This window comes from Xanthomonas fragariae, assembly GCF_900183975.1.
Classification (GTDB): Bacteria; Pseudomonadota; Gammaproteobacteria; order Xanthomonadales; family Xanthomonadaceae; genus Xanthomonas; species Xanthomonas fragariae.
The window spans coordinates 4,248,712-4,272,102 of the sequence record NZ_LT853882.1 but is presented as its reverse complement, the minus strand read 5'-3'; the positions used below and the strand labels follow the sequence as shown (position 1 = coordinate 4,272,102).

Below are 23,391 nucleotides of genomic sequence, written 5' to 3'. Positions count from 1 at the left end.
CAAAGTGTGATCATCTGTTGCCGGCTGTGGCGCGCAGAAAAGCGCCGTGCTCACAGCCCGGTAGTTAAAAGAGGACGCAACACACTAGCACTGAGGGCAGGGTTTTCCCAGACTTATTCACAGGTCCATCCACAGGCTTGGGCCAGCATAGCCTGCAATAACGCGTCTGGGGAGTTGACCCGGCCTGTAGCTGCCCTATAAAATTTCTGGTCCTATTCGACTTCATTCATGCAGAGGGCCCCATGGCCACCAAGCGTACTTTCCAACCCAGCAACCTCAAGCGAGCACGCGACCATGGCTTCCGCGCACGTATGGCAACTGCCGATGGCCGCAAGATCCTGGCTCGCCGCCGCGCCAAGGGCCGCAAGCGCCTGAGCGCTTGATTGCCGCGCCGCTCCCTGCGGCCGAGGCAGTCCCTACCGTGAACGCACCGAACCCGTGCAGGCGATTTCCTCGCTCTGCGCGGGTTCGTACGCGTGCGCATTATACGGTCGTCTTCGATACCGCAAGCCGCACTTCGGACCCGTTGCTCAGCCTGCACTGGCGTACCGGTGATACACCGCCGCGCCTGGGCATGGCGGTGTCGCGCAAAGTCGATACGCGTGCAGTCGGACGTAACCGCATCAAACGTGTCCTGCGCGACGCCATGCGGCACCTATTGCCTGAGCTGGCTGGTGGCGATTACGTGATCGTGGCGCGCTCGGCAGCTGCCAAGGCAACCAATCCACAGATCCGTGACGCATTTTTGCGTCTGCTGCGCCGTGCTGGCGCATTGCCCCTGCCTGCTGCGCCCGGCACAATGCCGCCCGCCAGGACGATGCACCAATCCTCCCCTTCCCCGACAGAGCCGGAACCCAGTTCCGACTGAGCGAGTTGCTGCCCGATGAACCAGACCCGTGTTTTCCTGATTTTTGCCTGGCTGATGGTCGCGGCGCTGCTGTGGATGGAGTGGGGCAAGGACAAGGCGGTCGCGAATGCGCCCGTCGTGGTTGCAGCACAGTCGGTTCCGGCCGCACGCGATCTGGACGCGACTGCGTCGGCGGCCAATGTGCTTGCCGCCCAGGCCATTCCACAGGCCAGCGCGCCCGGCGCGGTGCCAACTACCACCACGGCAGTACCTGCCGCTGCCGGCGCTGCACCCGTCGTCACCCTGACCTCGGACGTGCTACGCCTGAAGCTGGATGGCCGCAGCGTGCTCGATGCCGAACTTCTGCAGTTTCCGCAGACCAAGGACGGCACCTCGCCGGTCAGCCTGCTGAGCGAAGATGCCGCTCACCCGTACAACGCCACCAGCGGCTGGGCCAGCGAGCATTCGCCAGTGCCGGGGGTGAATGGTTTCCGCGCTGAGCAGCCGGGCACTGCATTCGAGCTGGCCAAGGGGCAGAACACCCTAGTGGTGCCGTTCGTGTGGAATGGCCCCAACGGCGTATCAATTCGGCGCACCTTCACCCTGGAGCGCGGTCGCTACGCGATCTCGATCAAGGATGAAGTGATCAACAAGAGTGACGCGCCGTGGAACGGCTACGTGTTCCGCAAGCTGAGCAGGGTGCCGACCATCCTCAGCCGCGGCATGACCAACCCGGATTCCTTCAGCTTCAACGGTGCGACCTGGTATAGCCCTCAGGGAGGCTACGAGCGCCGCGCGTTCAAGGACTACATGGACGATGGCGGCTTGAATCGCCAGATCACCGGCGGCTGGATGGCACTGCTGCAGCACCATTTCTTCACCGCGTGGATTCCGCAGAAGGATCAGGCCTCGCTGTATGTGCTGGGCCAGGACGGCCCGCGTGACGTGGCTGAACTGCGTGGTCCGGCCTTCACTGTGGCACCGGGTCAGACCGCAAGCACCGAGGCACGCCTGTGGGTGGGCCCGAAGTTGGTCAGCCTGATCGCCAAGGAAGACGTAAAGGGGCTGGACCGTGTGGTCGATTACAGCCGCTTTTCGATCATGGCCATCATCGGCCAGGGCCTGTTCTGGGTACTGAGCCATCTGCACAGCTTCCTGCACAACTGGGGCTGGTCCATTATCGGTCTGGTGGTGTTGTTGCGTCTGGCGCTGTATCCGCTGTCGGCGGCGCAGTACAAGTCCGGTGCCAAGATGCGCCGCTTCCAGCCGCGCCTGGCGCAGCTGAAGGAGCGTTATGGCGATGATCGCCAGAAGTATCAGCAGGCGACGATGGAGCTGTTCAAGAAGGAAAAGATCAACCCGATGGGCGGCTGCCTGCCGCTGCTGATCCAGATGCCGATCTTCTTCGCGCTGTACTGGGTGCTGGTGGAGTCGGTGGAGCTGCGTCAGGCGCCGTGGCTGGGCTGGATCCAGGATCTGACCGCGCGCGATCCGTACTTCCTGCTGCCGGTGCTCAACATCGCGATCATGTGGGCTACGCAGAAGCTGACCCCGACCCCTGGCATGGATCCGATGCAGGCCAAGATGATGCAGTTCATGCCGCTGGTGTTCGGCGTCATGATGGCCTTCATGCCGGCCGGCTTGGTGCTGTACTGGGTGGTCAACGGTGGCTTGGGTCTGCTGATCCAATGGTGGATGATCCGCCAGCATGGCGAAAAGCCGAGCAAGATCATCCAGACCAACGCCAAGTGAGTTGAAGAAGGCCCGCCGCGAGGCGGGCCTTCTGCGTGCAAGCCCGCAACGGTTCTTTCTATCGCCAAAAACACGGTCGTGTAAGCACCGTCGTTCATCGCATGTTGCTGTGCATAATCGCGCCGGAATGTTGGCGTCGATTGGTTGTGGCAAGCAGGCTGCAGGCAGCGTCGAATCTCTGCATTGAAGATCGATCCATCGCACGCAAGGCTGTATGACACCGCTCTGGAATTGCGGCCACGAAGCAGCCGCGCCGGCGCGCATGCAAGCAACGTCTCTGACCACACGCCGTAATCTCTGCCTATGTCTTCTTCGCCATCGACCATCGTTGCCATCGCCAGTGCCGCCGGAAGCGGAGGCATCGGCATCGTGCGGCTATCCGGCCCGCAGGCCGCGCAGATTGCCGCGAACCTGGGCATTACGAATTTGCAGCCACGGCAGGCGCGCTACGCACGTTTTCGCGATGCGGATGACGAGGTGATCGACGATGGCATTGCGCTGTGGTTTCCGGCGCCGCGTAGTTTTACCGGCGAAGACGTGGTGGAGCTGCAAGGCCACGGCAGCCCGGTATTGCTACAGCAATTAGTGGCGCGCTGCATTGCCTTGGGCGCGCGTCAAGCACGTGCCGGTGAGTTCAGCGAGCGCGCATTTCTCAACGGAAAACTCGATCTTGCGCAGGCAGAGGCCATCGCCGACCTGATCGCCGCCGGGGATGTGCGTGCGGCACGTGCCGCGCGTCGTTCGCTCGATGGCGTGTTCTCGCGCCGCGTCAATACGGTCAGCGACAGCCTCACGCGTTTGCGGATCCATGTGGAGGCGGCCATCGATTTCGCCGATGAATCGCTGGACACCCTGGGGGGCGTGCAAGTGCGCGACGGCTTGAGCAAGGCGCGCGGCCTGCTCGCACAGTTATTGTGCGATGCCGAACGCGGTCGCAAGTTGCGCGACGGTTTACATGCGGTGTTGATCGGACCGCCCAATGTCGGCAAAAGTTCGTTGCTCAATGCATTGGCTGGTAGCGATCGCGCGATCGTCACCGATGTCGCTGGGACCACACGCGACACCTTGCACGAAGCCATCCAGCTCGATGGCTTCGAGTTGACGTTGGTCGACACCGCCGGCTTGCGCGATGGCGGCGATGCGATCGAACGCGAAGGCATGCGCCGCGCACGTGCCGAATTGCAGCGCGCCGATCTGGCGCTAGTGGTGCTGGACGCACGCGACCCGCAAGCCGCACGTGACGCGATTGGTGATGCCATCGATGCGGTGCCGCGTCAGCTATGGATCCACAACAAGTGCGATCTGCTGACCGAGGCCGTGGAGCTCGACCACGATGCGATCGCGGTTTCTGCAGTGACCGGTCAGGGACTGGAGCGATTGCACATGCGCCTACGCGATCTCGCGCTGGGCGATGGTGTAGAAAGTGTCGGCGGCGAGTTCTCCGCACGCACACGGCATGTCGAAGCATTGCGTCGCGCCGAACAACATGCAGATGCTGCCGATCTGGAGCTAGGGTTCGAGCAGCTGGAACTGGCCGCCGAGGAACTGCGTCTGGCACATGAAGCACTTGGCGATATCACCGGCAAGCTGAGCGCCGACGGGTTGCTCGGCAAGATCTTTTCGAGTTTTTGTATTGGTAAGTGATGCGGCACTGGGGATAGGTCGCATCAAACGCCACTCTTAGATCTTTGTTTCCAGGTTTTTGATCTTGCAATCTTTGGTTCCGACCGATAAGTCTTCGCGCTACTAATGCCGGACTGAATATCTCAGATTCGATTGCTCCGGCTCGGCGCGTTGTGGCTATCGTGCCTGCGACGTCCCCCCGCCCTGAGTAGCGGCCGGGTTTAGAGTCCGGGCCTGATGATATCGGTGTTTGCCAGATGTTGGGCATAAGCGGCCGGCGTCATGCCGCCGATTGCTTTCTTGGGTCGGTCCTCGTTGTATTCGCGTCGCCAGCGTTCGATCTCGGTGCGCGCGTGCAGCAGTGTTGGGAACCAGTGCTCGTTGAGGCATTCGTCGCCTAGTCGGCCGTTGAACGATTCGACGTAGGCGTTCTGGTTCGGTTTGCCCGGCTGGATGAGCCGTAGCTGCACACCACGGGCGTGCGCCCAGGCGACCATCGCCATGCCGCAAAACTCCTTGCCGTTGTGCCCCGAGGGCAGGCTTCGCGCTCGGTGCGGATCACCTGCGGCAAACCGCGACTGTGTGCCAGTCGGTCCAGCACGCGCGCAACGCCGCGTCCCGAGATCGCGCGCTCCACGTCGATGGCGACCGCTTCGTGGGTTGCGTCGTCCACGATCACCAGACACTTGAGCACCCGACCTTCGGCAGTGCGGTCGAACACGAAGTCCATCGACCACACCTGGTTGGCCTGCGATGGCCGCAACAATGGTTGGCGCTCGCCCACCGGCACCTTCTTGCGCCTGCGGCGCCGGACCTGCAACTGCTGTTCGCGGTACAACCGCTCCACGCGCTTGTAGTTCACGACGCGTCCTTCCTGACGAAGTTTGAGATAGATCATCCCCACGCCATAGCGGCGATGGCGATGCGCCAGCGCAAGAATGCGCTCGCGTAGCTCAACGTTGCGGTCTTCGCACGGGCGATAGCGCAGCGCACTGGCGCTCATGCCGATCGCTGCCAAGGCGCGACGCTCGCTGGCACCGCACCCGATCCACTCGCGCACCAGCGCACGACGCGCCGGTGCGCTCACCACTTTTTTCGCAGCGCATCCTTGATCAGGTCGTTCTCGAACAGCTGCTCGGCCAACAACTTCTTCAGCCGCGCGTTTTCGGACTCAAGGTCCTTGAGTCGCTTGGCATCGGGCACGCTCATCCCGCCGAACTTGCTGCGCCACAGGTAGTACGAGGCCTCACTGAAGCCATGGCGCCGGCACAGGTCTTTGATCGCCACGCCTGCTTCGGCCTCACGCAGGAAGCCAATGATCTGCTCTTCGGTAAAGCGCTTCTTCACGTCCAATCTCCTCGGGGTAGGGAATTGGACTCCAAACTGAGGCGCTACTCAAAATCGGGGGGACGTCGCAGTTGCGTGGCACGCGTTGGGATGGGCAGTTCCAGATCGCCACCTTCGACGAGATCATCGACTTCGTGGCAGCGGAATCGGCGGCGACCGGGCGCGCCATCGGGCTGACTCCAGAGATCAAGCACCCGAGCTATTTCAGCGGTTTGAATCTGGCGATGGAAGACAAGGTACTGGCGAGCTTGCGTGCGCACACGTACACGTACACGCAGTCAGCGCCGGTGGTGATCCAATCGTTCGAGACCGGCAATCTGCGTGAATTGCGTCGCAAGATCGGACGTACCAGCAATATCCGTTTACTGCAGCTGCTTGGTGGCGCGCAGATGGCGCTGCCCGATGCAGGCGTAGGCAACGCGCCGCGCACCTACGGGCAGATGGTCACGCCCGAGGGGCTGAAGCAGATCGCCAGCTACGCCGATGCGATCGGCCCGGACACGCGCAGCATTATCCCGCTGGATGCGCAGCAACGCTTGGGCACGCCGACCAGCCTGGTGCACGACGCGCATGCGGCCGGGCTGCAGGTCCAGCCGTATACGTTCCGTCCGGAGAATTATTTCCTGGCTGCCAACAACCGCAGCAGCGGTGCGGTGACCGAGCGCAACGAGGCTGGTGCGTTGGCCGAGCTGACGACGTATCTGGATGCCGGCATCGATGCGTTTTTTGCCGACGATCCGGCGCTGTCGCGGCATGCGTTGAACGAGCGTGCGGGGCGTTGAACGTCCGGCGTGTGGGCGCGCTAACGTGCGATGAGGCGTTACTGGTCAGCAACGCGATCACGCTGGCGGCAATCGCCGGGCGGTCGCGACGCAGCACTAACAATCCTCCATCCCAGCCCGTCAATGACGGGCTGGCTTGGGCGGCCGCATCAGGCTCAGCACGATGGTGAAGATCAGGATCGCGATCACCGCGGCCAGCGAAACCAGCACTGGGATCTTGTAGATGTCGATGATCATCATCTTGGTGCCGATGAACACCAGGATCACCGCAAGGCCGTACGGCAGCAGGTGGAAGCGGTCGGCCATGCCGGTCAGCAGGAAGAACATCGCGCGCAGGCCCAGCACCGCAAACACGTTGGAGGTCAGTACGATGAAGGGGTCGGTAGTGATCGCGAAGATCGCCGGAATGCTGTCCACCGCGAAGATCACATCGATCACCGCAATCAGGATCAGCACCACGAACAACGGCGTAAACCAGCGTTTGCCGTCCTTGATCACGCTCAGCGCATGGCCGTCGTACTGCGGGCTCAGGCGCAGATGGCCGCGCATCCAGCGCAGCACCGGGTTGGCTTCCAGATCCGGCTCATTGCCGGCCGAGAGCCACATCTTGATGCCGGTCAGTAGCAGGAACGCGCCGAATACGTACAGTAGCCAATGGAACTTGGTCAGCAGCACCGAGCCTGCAAAGATCATGATCGCGCGCAGCACGATCGCCCCCAGCACCCCGATGATCAGCACGCGCTGGCGCTGTTCTTCGGGCACGCCGAAGTAGGTCATGACCATCAGGAAGACGAAGATGTTGTCGACCGCCAGTGATTTTTCGACCAGGTAGCCGGTCAGGAATTCCAGCCCGATGCGATTGGCCGCCGCCTCACCGGCGCTGGACTGCAGGTACCACCACAGGCCCGCGTTGAAAGCCAGCGCCAGCAGCACCCAGCCGATGCTCCACCAGGTGGCTTCCTTGAAGGTGACCTTGTGGGCACAGCCGTGGCGCATCAGCACCAGATCGACCAGCAGCGCCACGATCACCACGATGGCGAACCCGCCCCATAACCAGACATTGCCAATGGTTTGCATAAAGAATCCCCGAAGTGAAAGCGACCTGGACAGCCGGTGGGCTGAGGCCTTGTGACACGGACATCCTGGATTCCGGGTGACGGACCTTCGCCTGCGCGGCGAAGGTCTCGCTCACAACCGGTATGGACCGGTTGCCATTGCACCGGAGCGCTGCACGTGGCGGGCTCGTCATGACGGTGACAACGCTGGGAGCTACTCCCCTTCTGCGCCCGATTCTGCGTGCCTGGGGCAGGCACGTCAATTCAGCCAGATACAATGGGCCAATGAATCCTCCAGTCCCTGTCGTCCGTCTCAAGAATGCCTGGCGCTCCAGCCACCCGTGGATCTTCCAGAAGCTGGTGGAAAAGCCCGCCGCCAAACCCAAACCTGGCACCATTGTCGATGTGGTCGGCGTGGATGGGGAGTGGATCGGCCGCGGCTTCTATAACGGCCATTCGCGCATTGCCGTGCGCATCCTGGAAACCGATCAATCGGTGCCGGTGGATGCGGGCTGGTTCTCGCGCACAATCGCCGCGGCGGTGAGTCTGCGCCGCGACTGGCTGAGCCTGGATGCGGTGTCCGACGCTTGGCGCGTGGTGCACAGCGAGGGCGACGGCCTGTCCGGCCTGGTAGTGGACCGCTACGGCGATCTTGTGGTGGTGGAGTTCTTTGCCGCCGGCATGTTCCGCCATCGCGAATGGATCTACGAGGCGCTGCGCGAACAGTTTCCGGGGTGCCGCTTCCACAGCTTTGCCGACGAACATGTGCAAAAGCAGGAAAGCTTCGATTTCCACAGCAACACCACCACCGAAGCGTCGGTGATCACCGAGTACGGCATCAAGTTCCGTGCCGACCCGGCCGGTGCGCACAAGACCGGGTTCTTCGCCGATCAGCGCGAAAATCGCCAGTGGCTGAGCGAGCAGGTAAAGGACAAGACCGTGCTGGACCTGTGTTGCAACACCGGCGGCTTTGCGGTTTATGCGGCCGCGCGCGGTGCGTCCGAGGTGCTTGGCGTGGACATCGACGAAGACGTGATCGCCATCGCCAAGGGCAACGCCAAGCTCAACAACGTGCGTCCGAAGTTCGTACAGGCCGACATCTTTCCGTGGCTGCGAGATGCCTCCAATCGCGGTGAGCAGTTCGATGTGGTGATCCTTGACCCGGCCAAGATGACGCGCGACCGCGAGCAGGTGATTCCGGCGCTGAAGAAGTATTTGGACATGAACAAGCTGGCGCTGGGCGTGGTCAAGCCTGGTGGCCTGTTCGCCACCTTCTCGTGCACCGGCCTGGTGGCCGAGGAGGAGTTTTTGGACATGCTGCGGCGCGCATCGTATTTCTCCGGGCGTACCATTCAGATATTGAAAGTGGCCGGTGCCGGTCCGGACCATCCGTTCATGGCGCACGTGCAGGAGTCGCGCTATTTGAAGGCCGTGTTCTGCCGCGTCGTCTAAGCGGCGATCAACTAGCGGCGATCAACCCGTGGAGCGGACCAGGCGATGACTTCGAGCGACGATGACGAACGCAAGGCGCTGACCCGGTTGCTGCGGCAGATCGAGCGGCCCAATGCCAGTCTGCTAGCCAGCAACTGGCCGGTGTTCGGCGTTTGGCTGCTGTTTTCCGGGGCTTTCATGTATCTGTTCCAGACCGGCAACGGCTCGCCGCTGCACCCGCTGGTGTTGGCGCTGGGTTCTACCTGTCTGGGCGTGTTCGGTGCGTGGATCGTGTTTCGCTCGGTGTGGGCACGGCAGTGGCCGCATGTGCGTGAGCACATCGATGTCGAGAGCGTGCGCGCACGCCTGGCTGAACTCGACGACTGAGTGCCGCAGCACATGACGCGGCTGCACGTCCATAGACAGGGAGCAGGCTGACGATGCTTCCGGGAAAAAGCTCAAACTAGAATGCGCTGACCCCTTGAGTGTGGCCGATGCCAATGCCGATGCACCGCGCACTGGTTGGCTTACCGACTGCTGGAGCGAGCGTGCGATGACCCAAGCGACCCGGCTCCTTCCGCCTTCCGACGGAATGGACCCGACCTACCGCAAGATCCTGTGGCGGTTGATCCCGTTTTTGTTCGTCTGCTATTTGTTCAATTACCTGGACCGGGTCAATGTCGGTTTCGCCAAGCTGCAGATGCTCGGCGACTTAGGCATGAGCGAGACCGTTTACGGGCTGGGCGCGGGCATCTTCTTCATTGGTTATCTGGCCTGCGGGGTGCCGGGCAACCTGATCCTGCAACGCATCGGCGCGCGCCGATGGGTGGCGATCATGATGGTTAGCTGGGGCCTGCTGTCGACCTGTCTGATGTTCGTGCGCACCCCGACCGGGTTCTACATCCTGCGCCTGCTCACCGGTGCGGCCGAGGCCGGCTTCTTCCCCGGCATTATGCTGTATCTGACGCGCTGGTTCCCGCGCGCCCAGCACGGCCGGGTGATAGCCATGTTCATGTCGGCCATCCCGGTCTCCGGGGTGCTCGGCGGGCCGTTGTCGGGCTGGATCCTCAGCCATTTTTCAGCCGGGCAGGGTAGCTTGGCCGGTTGGCAATGGATGTTCCTGCTGCAAGGCCTGCCCACCGTGCTGCTGGGCATCTGTGTATGGTTCCTGCTCAGCGACGGCGTACAGCAGGCGACCTGGCTGGATGCGCAGGAAAAACAGGCACTGACGCGCGCGCTGGCAGACGACGAGGCGCGCAAGCCGGCCGGCACGTCCACCTCGCTGAGCGCGTTGGTGGGCAACCCGGCGGTGTGGTTGTTGGGCACGGTGTACTTCTGCATCCAGAGCGGCGTGTATGCGATCAGCTTCTGGCTGCCGTCGATCATCCAGGGTAGCGGCGTCACCGACCCCAACCGGATCGGCCTGATGAGCGCCATCCCGTACCTGGCCGCGGCGGTGTTGATGGTGAGGATGGGGCGCTCGGCCGACCGCCGCTGGCATCTTGTGATTCCGTTGCTGGTGGGCGCGGCGGGGCTGTGCATTGCCGCCAGCGTCACCGACAACCTGGGCCTGGCCTTGTTCATTCAGCATGACCTTGGCCACGATGGGTGCGGTCAGTGGCTCGCCACTGTTCTGGCCGCTGACCAACGGTTTTCTCAGCGCCGCCGCGGCCGCAGGTGGGCTGGCGCTGATCAATTCCACCGGCCAGGTCGCCGGCTTCGTCAGCCCGTACCTGGTGGGCTGGATCAAGGACACCACGTACAGCACCGCGCTGGCGCTGTACGTGCTGGCCGGGGCAATGGTGCTCGGCGCCGCGCTGGTACTGCGGGTGCCGGCGCGGGCGGTGAACCAGTGATGCGTCCGTACAAGCGAGTGTCCCCATGAAGATCGTCATCGCCCCCGATTCGTACAAGGAAAGCCTGTCCGCGTTGGAGGTGGCCATGCAGATCGAGGCCGGCTTCCGCGAGGTGTTCCCCGACTGGCACTACAGCAAGGTGCCGGTCGCCGATGGCGGCGAAGGCACGGTCGAGGCGCTGGTCGCCGCCACCGGCGGGCGGGTGATCGACTGCACGGTCAGCGGCCCGCTCGGCACCCCAGTACAGGCGTTCTTCGGCCTGATCGGCGACGGCCGCACCGCGGTGATCGAAATGGCTGCCGCCAGCGGCCTGGCCTTGGTGCCGCCGGCCGAGCGCGCTCCGCTGCGCACCAGTACCGCAGGCGTGGGCGAGTTGATCCTGGCCGGGCTGGATGCAGGCGCGCGGCGCTTCATCATCGGCATCGGCGGCAGCGCCACCAACGACGGCGGCGCCGGGCTGGCGCAAGCATTGGGCGCGCGACTACTGGATGCGCAAGGCGAAGCGATCGGCCCGGGCGGCGGTGCGCTGGCGGCGCTGGCGCGCATCGACACCGAGTGTCTGGACGTACGCCTGCAGAATTGTCAGTTCGAGGTGGCCTGCGATGTGGACAACCCGCTGATCGGCCCGACCGGCGCCTCGGCGGTGTTCGGCCCGCAGAAAGGCGCCACCCCGAGCATGGTCCGCCAGCTCGATACCAATCTGCAGCACTACGCCGACGTGCTGCAACGCGACCTGGGTGTGCGCTTGCACGACCTGCCCGGTGGCGGCGCGGCCGGTGGCCTGGGTGCGGCGCTGGTGGCCTACCTGGGCGCGCAGCTGCGACCGGGTGTGCAGATCGTCGGCCAGGCGCTTGGGCTGGATGCGCTGGTAGCCGAGGCCGATCTGGTCATTACCGGCGAAGGCCGTTTCGACTGCCAGAGCCTGCACGGCAAGACCCCCGTCGGCGTGGCGCGGGTGGCGCAGCGACACGGCAAACCGGTGATCGCCATTGCCGGTTGCCTGGGCAAGGGCGCCGGGCTGCTGCACGGCCACGGCATCGCGGCGATGTTCGCGGTGGTGCATCGCGTCTGCACGGTGGAGCAGGCCCTGGCCGAGGCCGCCAGCAACGTGCGTATCGCCGCGCGCAACGTCGCGGCGGCGCTGCAGGTGGGCCGGGCGTTGGCGCAGGTGCCTGCAGTCGCACAAGTGCAGTGACGACAGCGCGCGGATGCGTCGCAGGGGCCGCACTCATGCTGCTCGTCCTGACGCGGCACGTTGGGTAGGTTTGCATGCCTGGTGCGCGCGAACGACGAGCACCGCGCTGCGCATCGGCCAGTGGTGTTGTGCGAGTTGCCTGCGGCGTCGAACGCGCATTGCCTGCCGCGCGCAGAGCCGGTCAGCACGCGCCACAGCGCCAGGCAGCACATCCAGTCGAACCGCGCGCGGCCGCAGCCTGTCAGCACGGTTGGAACATGTGTCGAGTATCGAAGTGAAAAGCGACACGCTCGATCACCACCAAGGCGCTGGCGATCCACCGCACTACGCTGGATGACTGCACGCAGCGCATCCAGGAACTGTGTGGGGTGGACCTGACCCGCACCGACGATTGAACACACCTGTATCTGGCCTTGCAGATGCGCGATGACCCGGCTGCAACCGGCGAGCACAGCGCCGACTGAGCTGGCACGGAACCCATCGATGGCACGCGCAACGTAACTTGCGTAGTAGCGCACGGAATGCAGGCTTAGCGCGTATGCCCAGTCCGCTAGACTGGGTAAATTGGCCGGGGACGAGCGAGCTTTACGTTGAATCAGTGCGATACCGCCGAGTCATCCACCTTCACCGAGGCGCAGCGCTTGGCGCGTCTTGCCTTGTTGCAGGTGCTCGATACCGACGCCGAGCCGTTCTTCGATGCACTGGCCGCCGCCGCGCAGGCCATCGCCGGCACCCCGATCGCGCTTGTTTCCTTGGTGGACGAACGCCGCCAATGGTGGAAGGCCAATATCGGCCTGCCAGGGGTCTCCGAAATCCCACGCGAGCTGGCATTTTGCGCCTACACCATTCAGGGCGATGCGGTGATGGAAGTGCGCGATGCACCGTTGGACCCACGCTTCCACGACAACGCCCTGGTCACCGATGCGCCCGGCATCCGCTACTACGCCGGCGCGCCGATCGTTCTGCCCGACGGCCTGCGCATGGGCACCGTGTGCGTGATCGACCAACGCGCGCGCGCGCTGGAGCCGGCGCAGTTGCAGGCCCTGCAGCAACTGGCCAAGGTTGCCGCCGAAGGCCTGGATCAGCGCCGGGTGATGCTGGAGCGCCAGGCCGCTAATGACGAACTGCAGCAGCGCTTGCGCGAGAGCGAAGCGTTCCTGGAGCGCACCGGCCGGGTCGCCGGAGTCGGCGGCTGGGAAGTGGACCTGGCTAGCGGCACGCTGAGCTGGTCGGACCAGACCTGCCGCCTGCACGACGTGCCGCCCGGTTACCGGCCGGCCCTGGGCGAGGCGATTGCGTTCTATCCGCTGGAAGCGCGTGCGGTCATCACCGAGGCGGTCGAGGCCTGCGTGCGCGACGCTACGCCGTGGGATCTGGAGCTGCCGCTGGTCAGCGCCACTGGCCGTCATTTATGGGTGCACAGCACCGGCTCGGTGGAGCATGTGAACGGGCGGATGCGCCTGATCGGTGCCGTCCAGGACGTCACCGACCGCCATCGTGCGGTCGACGCACTGGCCGCCAGCGAGCGCAAGTTCCGCAAGATGTTCCAGTACAGCCTGGGCCTGATCTTCACCCACGACATGGACGGCCGCCTGGTCAGCGTCAACCCGGCCGCGGCGCGTTCGCTGGGCCGCAGTGTGGACGACATGGAAGGCCGCTACCTGCTGGAATTCGTGCGCCCGGAGCACCACGCCGCGGTGCGCGGCTATCTGTCGCGCATGGTGCTCGATGGCCAGGACGCGGGCGTGATCGAGCTGATCGCCGGCGATGGCAGCCTGCGCCACTGGCAGTATCGCAACGTGCTCGATGTGGAATCGGATGCCACCATCGTGCTGGCGCACGCTCAGGACATCACCAACCAGCATCAGCAGGAAAAGCAGCTGCTGGAATGGTCGTTCACCGACCCGCTCACCAACTGCTATAACCGCCGCTTCCTAGACGAGCTGGACAAGCGCGACCCCAGCATGCGCTGGGGCTGCATCGTGGTGGATCTGGACAAGTTCAAGCTGGTCAACGACACCCACGGCCATCAGCGCGGCGACGAGGTACTGGTGCAGATGGCCTGGTTCCTCAACCAGCCGCTGCGTCACCAGGACCGCTTGGTGCGCCTGGGCGGCGACGAATTCCTGGTGCTGCTGCATCAGCCCACCCAGCCGCAACTGGACGCGTTGGCGCGCGACTACATGGCGGCCGCCGACGCTGCGCCGATCCAGTTCACCCTGGGCACCGCCTTACGCCAGGAGGGTGAAGCGCTGGCGGTGGTGGTCGATCGCGCCGACCACTCGCTGTATTCGCTGCGCCGCGCACGCCGCGGCACCGGTACCAGCAACCAGCGCTAGCAACCCGCTGGCCCATTCAACTGAGCAGCACCAAAGTGGATGGCTAGCATGTAACCGCTCTTAACTGTATGTATTGGAATGGATGCCTTCGATCGCACCCAGCTCAGCCCCAAGTGCCAGTTCCGGTCCGACTTCTTCGACCGTCACGGCGGCCCCAGGGAGCCAGCCTACGAGGAGGCGCTGAAAACGTTGAGCTTCGGTGACAAGGTCAAAGTCGGCAAGAACTTCTGTGGCTTATCCGGCGGTGTCCGGCAGCGGCGAGTTCCTGCTGCACGGTGACGCAACCGGATGCCTTGCCGATGTCGTCCTACGCGACGCCGACGGCGCCTTGATCGTCAGCTCCTTTGCTGCGGAAGAGGGCGTGGGGGAGGGTACGGCAGGCCAGCATTCTCGCCACTGCCATACGCTGGTCCGGCGCTACCCGCCACCTCCACTCCATGCAGGGGTCAATGTCCCGACGGGAGAAGGAGTCCATTTCACCCAGCCTTACCCAACCGACTATTGCGCCGCCCATAGGCTACGTACACCACCACCCCCGCCACATTCCAAACCAAAAACCACAGCTGCGTCTTGCTCGGCAAACTCCAGAACAGATACAGACAGCCGCTGATCGCCACCGGCCCTACCACCAACGCCAATGGCGTGCGGAAAGAGCGCGTACGCGTCGGCTCGCGCACCCGTAGCACCAGCAGACACGCGGCTACTGCGGTAAACGCAGCCAGGGTTCCGGCATTGGCTAACGCTGCGATTTCATCCAGTCGCGCCACACCCGCCAACGCCGCCACCAACACTGCCGTGAACAACATGGTCGCCACCGGCGTGCCGGTGCGTACGTCGACCTTCGACAACCCACGCGGCAGCAAGCCATCGCGCGACATCACGAAGAAGATGCGGCTCTGCCCGTACAGAAACGCCAGCAGTACCGTCGGCAGCGCGATGATCGCCACCGCACCGATCACCAACGCCGCCTTGCCGTGTCCGAGTTCGCGCAAAATCAGCGCCAACGGCTCCGGGCTCTTACCGAACACGGTGAAGCTCATGGAGCCCACCGCCGCCAGCGCCACCAGTACATAGATCAGCGTGCAGCCGATCATCGAACCGACGATGCCGATCGACAGATCGCGTCCCGGGTTTTTGGTTTCTTCGGCCGCGGTGGAGATTGCATCGAAGCCATAGAATGCGAAGAAAATGATCGCCGCTGCGGCCATGACTCCGCGCTCCACGCCATCGGGCCCTTCCGCCTTGGAAAAGCCATACGGCATGAACGGCTGCAGGTTGGCGCTGTCGAACGCCGGCAGCGCGATCCCCACGAACACGCCCAGCGCCACGATCTTCAGCACCACCAGCACCGCGTTGAGCGTAGCGCTTTCCTTGGTGCCGGCCATCAGCACGCCGGCCACCAGGAAAGTGATCACCACCGCGGGCAGGTTGACGATGCCGCCGGCGTGCGGCCCGGCGATCAAGGCGTGTGGCAGTTGTACCCCCAGCCAGTGCAGGAAGCCGACGAAATAGCCGGACCACCCCACCGCCACCGTGCTAACCACCAGCGAGTATTCCAGCACCAGACTCCAGCCCACCACCCAGGCGATGCTCTCGCCGAGTGCGGTGTAGCTGTACGTATAGGCGCTGCCGGCGGCCGGCATCATCGTCGCCATTTCCGCATACGCCAGCGCCGCGCAGGCGCACACGATGCCGGCGGCGACGAACGACAACAGCACCGCAGGGCCGGCCTTGTCCGCGCCCACGCCGATCAGCGTGTAGATGCCGGTGCCAACGATCGCGCCGATGCCGAGCGCGATCAGATGCGGCCAACTCAGGCTGCGGACCAGCTGCCGGCCGGCTTCGTGCACGGTGACCTGATCGATGGATTTGCGCCTGAGCCAAGACGACATGCGGACCTCGTAGAAATCTGAAGAATTCGCGAGTGTCGCCCAAGGCGCAGCAGCAAAGCTATCTGTGCAAGGTCATGCGGCCAAAGCGCGCCGCCGTGTCGACCGCATAACGCAGATATGCCGCAGCGCTTATTCGACGGACGGGCGATGCGGCGGATGCACGTTGCGATAGATCAACTGCACTGCCCACGTACCGCCAAAGCCAACCACACCGGCAGCAAAGTGAGTACAGTCAAGCAAGCGCGGCGCGGCGCCGTTAGCGTCGTGGCCCCAGAAGTTGAACCACAGCAGCACCAGCGCGGTGACAGCCATGCCAATCCGGAACCACAGCCGCGTTGCCGCGCACGCTGGCCATGAATGCATGGCGCCAGGCGTTGTTGAGTTCGGTCGCTTGTCAATTCATCCATTGCTCGACCAACGCACGTGCGGCCGGCGCGCTCGGTAGCAGATCCTTGCGTTGGCTGGGCGTGGCGAGATAACGACAAATCGTGTTCGGTTTCCCACAACACCACATCGCCATCGCGGATTACCGGTACCAGCCCGTCGGGATTGAGCGCGCGAAACTCTGGCGTATCGACCGACCCCAATCCGCTGCCATACCCGTGCAGCGTGTAGTCCAGCGCCCACTCCTGGCACAGCCACAGCACCTGTACGCACGTTGATCGAAGTCGGCTTTCCGTAAATTTCCAGCATGTGGGTCTTTGGCTGATGGATGCGGCAAGTCGAGCTGGACGCGACTGCCCGGCGCACTGCGATGCGTCTGCTGCGCGCCGGTTCAGTGAATCATCGCAGCAGCGCGCCCCAATCGCCCATTCGGCCAACGCGTAGGCGACCACGCCCGAGTGACCATCGCGATTGCCATAGCGCTGCATCGACGACCGACACCGCAACGCGCGCGTCACTGACGCAGCTGTTGCGACCGGCACCGCTACACTGCACGCATGGCATCCGAATCCCTGATCCTTCTCGGACTACTCGTCGTAGTCCTCGTGTTGCAGCTGATCGCATTGCTGCGACGTCCCTCCACCAGCGGCCTGGAGCTGGCGCTGCGCGCCGAGCAACGCGACGGGCGCGGCGAATTGCGCGAGCAGCTCGAAGGCCTGGCGCGGCAGCAGGACGGCCGCCTGGAGACCTTCGCGCGCAACCTCAGCGAATTGTCCACGCGCACCGATCAGCGCCTGGACCTGCTACGCGACGCGCTGGGCGAAGACGCACGCAAGGCACGCGCGGAAAGCGGCCAGGCCCAACAACGCACAGCCGAACTGCTCACCCTGCGCCTGACCGAACTGCGCACCCAACTGGAAGGCTTCGGCCAGCAACAGGAAACCCGCATCCACGTGTTCGGCCAGCAACTGACCGAACTGATCGCGCGGACCGACACCCATATGGCCGCTTTGCGCCAAGCGCTGGCCGAAGATTCCCGCAAGGGCCGGCAGGAGGCCGGTGAGTCGCAGCAGCGCTTCACCGACGCTTTGGGCCAACGCTTGAACGAGCTCACCCAGAGCAACGAACTGCGCATCGGCGAGATGCGCGCCACGCTGGAACAGCAGTTGGCCAATCTGCAGAACGACAACGCCAGCAAGCTCGAACTGATGCGCGCCACCGTCGATGAAAAACTGCAGACCACGCTCAACACGCGCCTGGATGCCTCGTTCAAACTCGTATCCGAACGGTTGGAACAGGTGCAGCGCGGCCTGGGCGAAATGCAGCAGCTGGCCACCGGCGTGGGCGATCTCAAGCGTGTACTCACCAACGTCAAGAACCGTGGTGGCTGGGGCGAAGTGCAGCTGGACAACATCCTTGAGCAGACCCTCACCGCCGAGCAGTATGCGCGCAGCGTGCGGGTGCGCCCGGACAGCAACGAGGCGGTGGACTTCGCAGTGCGTCTGCCAGGCCGTGGCCACGAAGACACCCCGGTGTGGCTGCCGATCGATTCCAAGTTCCCGCGCGAAGATTACGAGCGCCTGCTCGACGCACAGGAAGCCGGCGATGTCGAACAGATCCGCGTGCTCGGCAATCTGCTGGAGCGCGCAGTCCGCATCCAGGCCAAGTCGATCAGCGACAAATACGTCTGCCCGCCGCACACCACCGATTTCGCGGTGATGTTCCTGCCCACCGAAGGCTTGTACGCCGAAACCATCCGCCGCCCCGGCCTGGTCGATGTCTTGCAGCGCGAACACCGCGTAGTGATTGCCGGCCCGACCACGTTCACCGCGTTGCTCAACAGTTTGCAGATGGGCTTTCGCACCCTGGCCATCGAGAAGCGCTCCAGCGAAGTGTGGGGTCTGCTTGGCGCGGTCAAGAGCGAGTTCGGCAAGTTCGCCGGCATCCTGGAAAAGGCCGAACGACAGATCAACACCGTCGGCAAGACCCTGGGCGATGCCGGCCGCAAGACCCGCACCATCGAGCGTCGTTTGCGCGGCGTGGAAACGCTGTCCAACGAACATTCGCAGGCACTGCTGGATGATGCCGGTAGCGACGACACCGGCAGCAGCAACGATGACGACGCCGGCGACGAGCAGGAGTGATCCGGCTACGTACGGGTATGCAGTACAGCCGCAGGAACAGGAAATAGCACAACGTAGGAGCGCCCCCGGGCGCGATGAAGCTTTACCGATAACGCCACATCGCGGCCAGGGCCGCTCCTACAAGAGCAGGTTTGCGAACCTGCGCCCCGTTGCCAAGCACACCACGCGGACATCGCCACCGTGATGCTTGCACGCACCTTGTCCAGGAAGAGAGTGCCATGTCGAGTCGATGGATCTACGCAGCGGTCTGCGCGTTGCTGCTGACCGCATGCAGCAACACACCAACGTCCCAGTCGGGCTCCACCGCAGCTAGCGCGCAGGCAGCGCGACCGGTCTCGGCCGATACCGCCGCGTGCACCGCAAAAGGTGGGCAACTACGCCCGGTCGGCCGCATGCAAACGGCGCGCTGCGTGGTGCCCTACGCCGATGCCGGCAAGACCTGCAGCGACAACGCCGACTGCAGTGGCGATTGCCTGGCCACCAGCATCGTGCCGAGCGGTACTGCCACGTCGGCCACCTGCCAGCGCGACAGCGACCGCTTCGGTTGCCGCCAGGAAGTGGTCGGCGGCATGGGTCAGGCGGCGTTGCGCATCGATTGATGTCTTCGCATGTAATGAAGCGGCAGCACTGGCCTATCAGTTGATCGGCCAGTGCGGTAGCTACAGCCAACTGCAAGCAGTGGCAGACACCGGCATCGCTCGCTCCACCTCTGCGGTTTATGCTCTTGGCTTTCGCCTCCCAGGACATACCGATGAGCCAGACGCTATACGACATCCCCGTCGCCCGCATCGACGGCGAGCCCGCCACGCTGACCGACTATCGCGGCAAGGTGCTGCTGGTGGTCAACGTCGCGTCCAAATGCGGCCTGACCCCGCAGTACGAAGGTCTGGAAGCGCTGTATCGCGACAAGCAGGCAGCGGGGCTGGAAGTGCTGTGCTTCCCCGCCAACGACTTCAAGGGCCAGGAACCTGGCAGCGAGGCGGAGATCGCGCAGTTCTGCCAGCTCACCTACGACGTGACCTTTCCGATGTTCTCCAAGATCGCTGTCACCGGCACCGACACCCATCCGCTGTATCAGCAGTTGACCAGTGCACACCCGCAGGTCACCGGCGACGGCCCGATGCGCAAAAAACTGGCCGGCTACGGCATCGAACCCAACCCGGCTCCCGGTGTGCTGTGGAACTTCGAAAAATTCCTGATCGCCCGCGACGGCCAAGTCATCGACCGCTTCGCTCCCGACGTCCCCGCAGACGATGCACGCCTGCGTCAGGCAATAGATGCCGCGTTGGCTGCTTAAACCTAGCGATTCTTTTTGAGGGAATTTTCGTGGAAGAAAGAAGAGTATTAAGCCTGCACAAACTGGAGAAATGTGCAGAGGCGTTTAAAATTGAGTGTGTTTCAAGGTCTTCGGACGGCGATCGCTATGTCTCCCCAGTTTTGTTTCGTGGCCAGTCACGAGCAGGATGGAGGTTGGAGACGACATTGGAACGATTTGGAAAAAAGATCTTCCGCTTGAAGAATATGATCGCTACTTGGCCAAGGTTAAGCCGGGAATTGAAGCCTACACAGATAGAATATTCGAGTTTAATCTGCGAAACCAAAGAGTTCTTGGGAGTACATTTCCCTTATCCAAAATCAGTCTATTGAAGGGGCAATATGAGTTCATGGTTTACCTAAGGCATCATGGATTTCCTACTCCTTTACTTGACTGGAGTCGATCGCTTTATGTTGCCTTGTTCTTCGCTTGCAGTGGGCAAGATCATCAGGATGATTCCGCGCTGTACATGTATGTCGAACACTTAGCATTCGGAAAAGGTGGCATGGCTGGTTCTCCCGAGATTGCCACCCTAGATCAATACGTAACTGCGCACAAACGACATTTCATTCAGCAGTCGGCGTACACAGCATGCATTGGCAAGTCTAATGATGATTGGTGTTTTTTGCAGCATGAATCTGCCATGGGAGGATTAATAGACAGGCAAGATAAACTAGAAAAGTTTGTTATCCCTGCAAGCCTTAGACGAAGTTTTTTGCGCCAGCTTGATGCAATGAATATCAACTCTTTTTCCCTGTTCGGTACGGAAGAATCGCTCGTGCAAATGCTGGCCTTTCGAGAAATAAATGATTGAGGTTTTAATGCTACAAAAAAGCCCGGGATCGCTCCCAGGCTTCTGCATTTACTTCAAACCGCAAACTCAACCGCTCAACGAATCCACTGCGGAATCGGCATCGCATCCACCGGCACCGTGCTGTCTTTGTCTTCGCGCAGATAGTCGGGTAGCTCGTTTTTCTTTTCACGATGGCTGGGCAGGTCGCGCACGATCTGATAGTTACGGCGCTGCATCCAGGCATCGCGGGTCAGGGCGTATTCGTCCGGTGCTTGGTCGCGTAGCGAATCCAGCGACATCAGCTGCGAGCGCGTATCCACCAGCTGCAAGCCCTGCAATGCGAAGCGCAGGCCACTGTCGTCGATCTGGCGCAACGGCGACAGCGGAATGTCGCCGCTCAGGCCGACAGTGTCGCGCACCGTGCGTGGCCCGAACAGCGGCAACTCGAAGTAACGCGAATTGCGCCAACCCCACACACCCAACGTCTGACCGAAGTCTTCGCTACGGCGCGGGATACCGGCCGCGGACGCCGGATCGAACAGACCGGCCACACCCAGTGTGGTGTTCATGACGAAACGGCCCAGCGACTGCACCGCAAACACCGGGTGGCCCTGCAGCAGCTGGTTGACCATGGTCAGCGGCGTGCCGAGGTTGTCGAAAAAGTTGGTCACGCCCAGCCGCGCCGGTTGCGGCACCACCTTGGTGTAGGCGGTCGCCAACGGACGCGCCACGCCACGGTCCACCGCCATGTTAAAGCGGTGCATGCCACGGTTGTAGTGCTCCCACGGATCGTAGGACGGCGCCGCACCGGGCTGTGCAGGCGCACCGTTGGCATCGGTCTGCGGCGTGGTCGTGCCATACAACGCATCGAAGTCGCCTTCGGCGGCGGTAGGCGCACCAGCACCAGCACTGGTCTGGTCGGCAGGCGCGGCGGTGAGGGTGGCAGGCAGCGTATCCGGCGTAGCGGCGGCACCGGCCGCGGCCGACTGCGCGGTCATCCCGGCGTCGTCGCGCACCGGCGCCTGGGCCGGTGCGTTGCCGGCGCTGGCCGACGGTGGGTCGAACTTGTGCGCTTGGCTGGCGCAGGCACCAAGAAGCAACAGGCAGGCCAACAGGGGAAAGCAGCGGAACTGGGTCATGGAGTGGCGCTCAGGCCTGAAAATCGAGGGTAGGGGACAAACGGTAAGCGGCGCGCAATTCGTCAAGACCGGACGCCCCACCCACCACTGAAACAGGACCGGAACCGTTGCCGTGCAGCCGCGCAGCCAGTTCGGACAGCATCGCCACGCCGGCACTGTCCAGGCGCTGGATGCCGGAAAGGTCCAGCGTGCGCACGCCGTTCAATTGCGCGATCGCCTGCGGCCAGGCTTTGACCACCGCCGCACGGTCGAGCACACCGGTGAGCACCAGCGCCTGGCCATTGCGTTGCACGGAACTGTTACTTGCCATTGGCCGGTGCCGCACCGACCTGCAGGTTGCCGCTACGCAGCTCTGCGGCGACCTTGGCGATGCCCTTCTCGCGTAGCGGGCCGTCGAACTGGGTCTTGAATGTCTGCACGTAGGAGATTCCTTCGATCATCACGTCGAAGATCTTCCACTGGCCGCCGGTATTGCGCATCAGGTAATCGACCGGGGTCGGGTCGTTGCCGGCGCGCAGCAGATCGGTGGAGACCTTGACGCCGCGGTTGCCCGGCAGCGCGCTCTCGGACTTGGCGCGGAAGCTCGGCTTGCCTTCGAAGTTCAGCAACGCGGTGCCGTAACGCTGCATCAGGTTGTCGGCCAGCGCATCGGCAAACAGCTTGATGTCCGCATCCGAGGCGCCGCGGCCGTTTACGCCCAGCACCAGACGGGCCGAATAGTCGCGGTCGAAGGTTTTGCTCAATTCGCCGTTGATATACTGGCGCAGCGCGACCGGATTGCTGCGGAACTCGGCACGGCGCTGTTCCAGCGTGCCCATGATGCGGGTGCTGCTGTCGATGACGGTCTTGGTTGCCGCGCCTTGCGCAGGAGCGCTGGCGGAAGCCGACTGTGCCAGCACGGTGGCCGGTGCACACACCAGTAGGGTCGAGGCCAGGATGGCGGAGAGCAGGGTGGTTTTCATTGGTGCGGTTCCGTAGAGGGAGAAGCGGTCTGGGCAGGCGTTGCGGCCTGGCCGTCTGCGGCGGATTTATCACCACCGCCACTGAACATGTACTTGCCGACCAGCTGCAGCAGATCCACTGCCGGCTGGGTGAAGCCGATTTCTTCGCCCGGTTTGAGCGTTTCCGGGTCGCCGCCCGGCTGCAGCCCGACATAACTCTCGCCGAGCAAGCCGCTGGTGAAGATGCCGGCCGAGGTGTCGGCGGGTAGATCCTTGTATTTGGTGTCCAGCGACAGCGTCACCACCGAGTCGAACTTGGTCGGATCCAGGCTGATATCGGACACCTTGCCGATGGTCACGCCACCGATCTTCACCGGTGCCTGCGCACGCAGCTGGCCGATCTGGCTGAAGCGCGCGGTCAGCGTGTACTGGCTGGAACCGAAGCCCCAGCGCTGGTTGGTCGAGGCCACCGCCAACACCAGCAGCGAGGCCAGGGTCAGCAGCAAAAAGGCGCCGACGGCGAATTCGAGTCGTGGTCCACGCATGGCCATAGTTA

At 63.3% G+C, this 23,391-nt stretch carries 20 protein-coding genes and 7 pseudogenes; 16 read left to right on the top strand and 11 right to left on the bottom strand.

Annotated features, from left to right (window positions below):
- Positions 1–242: 242 nt before the first annotated feature.
- The 4 genes from rpmH (at position 243) to mnmE (ending at position 4,243) form a co-directional block, all read left to right on the top strand.
- Complete coding sequence (gene rpmH, locus PD885_RS19830) at positions 243–383, top strand: 50S ribosomal protein L34 (RefSeq protein ID WP_002805908.1); 141 nt, start codon at positions 243–245, stop codon at positions 381–383.
- Positions 384–421: 38 nt separating this feature from the next.
- Positions 422–868, top strand: a complete 447-nt coding sequence (gene rnpA, locus PD885_RS19825) for a ribonuclease P protein component (protein ID WP_002805884.1) — start codon at positions 422–424, stop codon at positions 866–868.
- 15 nt (positions 869–883) lie between these two features.
- Positions 884–2,599: a membrane protein insertase YidC gene (yidC, locus tag PD885_RS19820; RefSeq protein WP_002805883.1), complete on the top strand. Its 1,716-nt coding sequence runs from the start codon at positions 884–886 to the stop codon at positions 2,597–2,599.
- 303 nt (positions 2,600–2,902) lie between these two features.
- Complete coding sequence (gene mnmE, locus PD885_RS19815; protein ID WP_002805881.1) at positions 2,903–4,243, top strand: tRNA uridine-5-carboxymethylaminomethyl(34) synthesis GTPase MnmE; 1,341 nt, start codon at positions 2,903–2,905, stop codon at positions 4,241–4,243.
- 200 nt (positions 4,244–4,443) lie between these two features.
- Here the strand turns inward: mnmE and PD885_RS22570 are convergent, their stop codons facing one another.
- The 3 genes and pseudogenes from PD885_RS22570 to PD885_RS22560 form a co-directional block, all read right to left on the bottom strand.
- Complete coding sequence (locus PD885_RS22570) at positions 4,444–4,719, bottom strand: IS3 family transposase (RefSeq protein WP_002802088.1); 276 nt, start codon at positions 4,717–4,719, stop codon at positions 4,444–4,446.
- Entirely contained in the window at positions 4,620–5,312 is a 693-nt protein-coding gene (locus tag PD885_RS22565) for a DDE-type integrase/transposase/recombinase (RefSeq protein WP_335673681.1), read from the bottom strand. The genes PD885_RS22570 and PD885_RS22565 overlap by 100 nt, the downstream gene beginning before the upstream one ends.
- Positions 5,313–5,352: 40 nt before the next feature.
- Positions 5,353–5,569: pseudogene (locus PD885_RS22560) on the bottom strand (transposase); the annotation flags it as partial.
- Between the two features lie 68 nt (positions 5,570–5,637).
- On the opposite strand from PD885_RS22560, the pseudogene PD885_RS19805 reads away from it, so the two are divergent.
- Positions 5,638–6,351: pseudogene (locus PD885_RS19805) on the top strand (glycerophosphodiester phosphodiesterase family protein); the annotation flags it as partial.
- Positions 6,352–6,471: 120 nt separating this feature from the next.
- Here the strand turns inward: PD885_RS19805 and PD885_RS19800 are convergent.
- Positions 6,472–7,428: a TerC family protein gene (locus tag PD885_RS19800; protein WP_002803957.1), complete on the bottom strand. Its 957-nt coding sequence runs from the start codon at positions 7,426–7,428 to the stop codon at positions 6,472–6,474.
- A 263-nt stretch (positions 7,429–7,691) separates the two neighbouring features.
- Here PD885_RS19800 and PD885_RS19790 point away from each other — a divergent pair, with 263 nt between their 5' ends.
- The 7 genes and pseudogenes from PD885_RS19790 to PD885_RS19760 form a co-directional block, all read left to right on the top strand.
- On the top strand, positions 7,692–8,858 hold the full coding sequence (locus tag PD885_RS19790; protein ID WP_002803953.1) for a class I SAM-dependent rRNA methyltransferase: 1,167 nt from the start codon (positions 7,692–7,694) through the stop codon (positions 8,856–8,858).
- Positions 8,859–8,903: 45 nt separating this feature from the next.
- Entirely contained in the window at positions 8,904–9,224 is a 321-nt protein-coding gene (locus PD885_RS19785) for a hypothetical protein (RefSeq protein ID WP_002803949.1), read from the top strand.
- 166 nt (positions 9,225–9,390) lie between these two features.
- Positions 9,391–10,693, top strand: a pseudogene (locus PD885_RS19780) (MFS transporter).
- Between the two features lie 25 nt (positions 10,694–10,718).
- The gene (locus PD885_RS19775; protein ID WP_002803943.1) at positions 10,719–11,888 is read left to right on the top strand and encodes a glycerate kinase; all 1,170 of its coding nucleotides are present in this window, start codon (positions 10,719–10,721) and stop codon (positions 11,886–11,888) included.
- A 296-nt stretch (positions 11,889–12,184) separates the two neighbouring features.
- Positions 12,185–12,280: pseudogene (locus PD885_RS19770) on the top strand (helix-turn-helix domain-containing protein); the annotation flags it as partial.
- 198 nt (positions 12,281–12,478) lie between these two features.
- Positions 12,479–14,227 carry a sensor domain-containing diguanylate cyclase gene (locus tag PD885_RS19765; RefSeq protein WP_002803940.1) on the top strand — a complete coding sequence of 583 codons (1,749 nt, stop codon included), beginning with the start codon at positions 12,479–12,481 and terminating at the stop codon, positions 14,225–14,227.
- Between the two features lie 78 nt (positions 14,228–14,305).
- Positions 14,306–14,473 (top strand): annotated as a pseudogene (locus PD885_RS19760) (DUF2628 domain-containing protein); the annotation flags it as partial.
- A 230-nt stretch (positions 14,474–14,703) separates the two neighbouring features.
- Here PD885_RS19760 and PD885_RS19755 read toward each other — a convergent pair.
- The 3 genes and pseudogenes from PD885_RS19755 to PD885_RS22880 form a co-directional block, all read right to left on the bottom strand.
- Positions 14,704–16,119, bottom strand: a complete 1,416-nt coding sequence (locus tag PD885_RS19755; protein ID WP_002803936.1) for an amino acid permease — start codon at positions 16,117–16,119, stop codon at positions 14,704–14,706.
- Between the two features lie 129 nt (positions 16,120–16,248).
- Positions 16,249–16,467: pseudogene (locus tag PD885_RS19750) on the bottom strand (hypothetical protein); the annotation flags it as partial.
- Positions 16,448–16,812: pseudogene (locus tag PD885_RS22880) on the bottom strand (glutathione S-transferase N-terminal domain-containing protein); the annotation flags it as partial. The pseudogenes PD885_RS22880 and PD885_RS19750, both read right to left, overlap by 20 nt.
- 248 nt (positions 16,813–17,060) lie before the next feature.
- On the opposite strand from PD885_RS22880, the gene PD885_RS19740 reads away from it, so the two are divergent.
- From PD885_RS19740 to PD885_RS19725, 4 genes are all read left to right on the top strand, one after another.
- Entirely contained in the window at positions 17,061–18,647 is a 1,587-nt protein-coding gene (locus PD885_RS19740; protein WP_040762211.1) for a DNA recombination protein RmuC, read from the top strand.
- Positions 18,648–18,865: 218 nt separating this feature from the next.
- A complete protein-coding gene (locus tag PD885_RS19735; RefSeq protein WP_002803930.1) occupies positions 18,866–19,246 on the top strand; it encodes a hypothetical protein in 381 nt (126 codons plus the stop codon).
- Positions 19,247–19,398: 152 nt separating this feature from the next.
- Complete coding sequence (locus PD885_RS19730; RefSeq protein WP_002803928.1) at positions 19,399–19,944, top strand: glutathione peroxidase; 546 nt, start codon at positions 19,399–19,401, stop codon at positions 19,942–19,944.
- Positions 19,945–20,110: 166 nt separating this feature from the next.
- Positions 20,111–20,776: an FRG domain-containing protein gene (locus PD885_RS19725; protein ID WP_231895761.1), complete on the top strand. Its 666-nt coding sequence runs from the start codon at positions 20,111–20,113 to the stop codon at positions 20,774–20,776.
- 74 nt (positions 20,777–20,850) lie between these two features.
- Here PD885_RS19725 and PD885_RS19720 read toward each other — a convergent pair whose 3' ends face one another.
- From PD885_RS19720 to mlaD, 4 genes are read right to left on the bottom strand one after another with little or no spacing between them, the layout of a single operon-like run.
- On the bottom strand, positions 20,851–21,894 hold the full coding sequence (locus PD885_RS19720) for an MlaA family lipoprotein (RefSeq protein ID WP_002803923.1): 1,044 nt from the start codon (positions 21,892–21,894) through the stop codon (positions 20,851–20,853).
- A 10-nt stretch (positions 21,895–21,904) separates the two neighbouring features.
- On the bottom strand, positions 21,905–22,204 hold the full coding sequence (locus PD885_RS19715) for an STAS domain-containing protein (protein ID WP_002803919.1): 300 nt from the start codon (positions 22,202–22,204) through the stop codon (positions 21,905–21,907).
- Positions 22,194–22,856, bottom strand: coding sequence for an MlaC/ttg2D family ABC transporter substrate-binding protein (locus PD885_RS19710; protein WP_002803917.1), 663 nt, complete (start codon positions 22,854–22,856; stop codon positions 22,194–22,196). Before PD885_RS19710 ends, PD885_RS19715 begins: the two co-directional genes overlap by 11 nt.
- Positions 22,853–23,386 (bottom strand): outer membrane lipid asymmetry maintenance protein MlaD, encoded by a 534-nt coding sequence (gene mlaD, locus PD885_RS19705; RefSeq protein WP_002803915.1) that lies wholly within the window; start codon positions 23,384–23,386, stop codon positions 22,853–22,855. The genes PD885_RS19710 and mlaD overlap by 4 nt, the downstream gene beginning before the upstream one ends.
- Between the last annotated feature and the right edge of the window lie 5 nt (positions 23,387–23,391).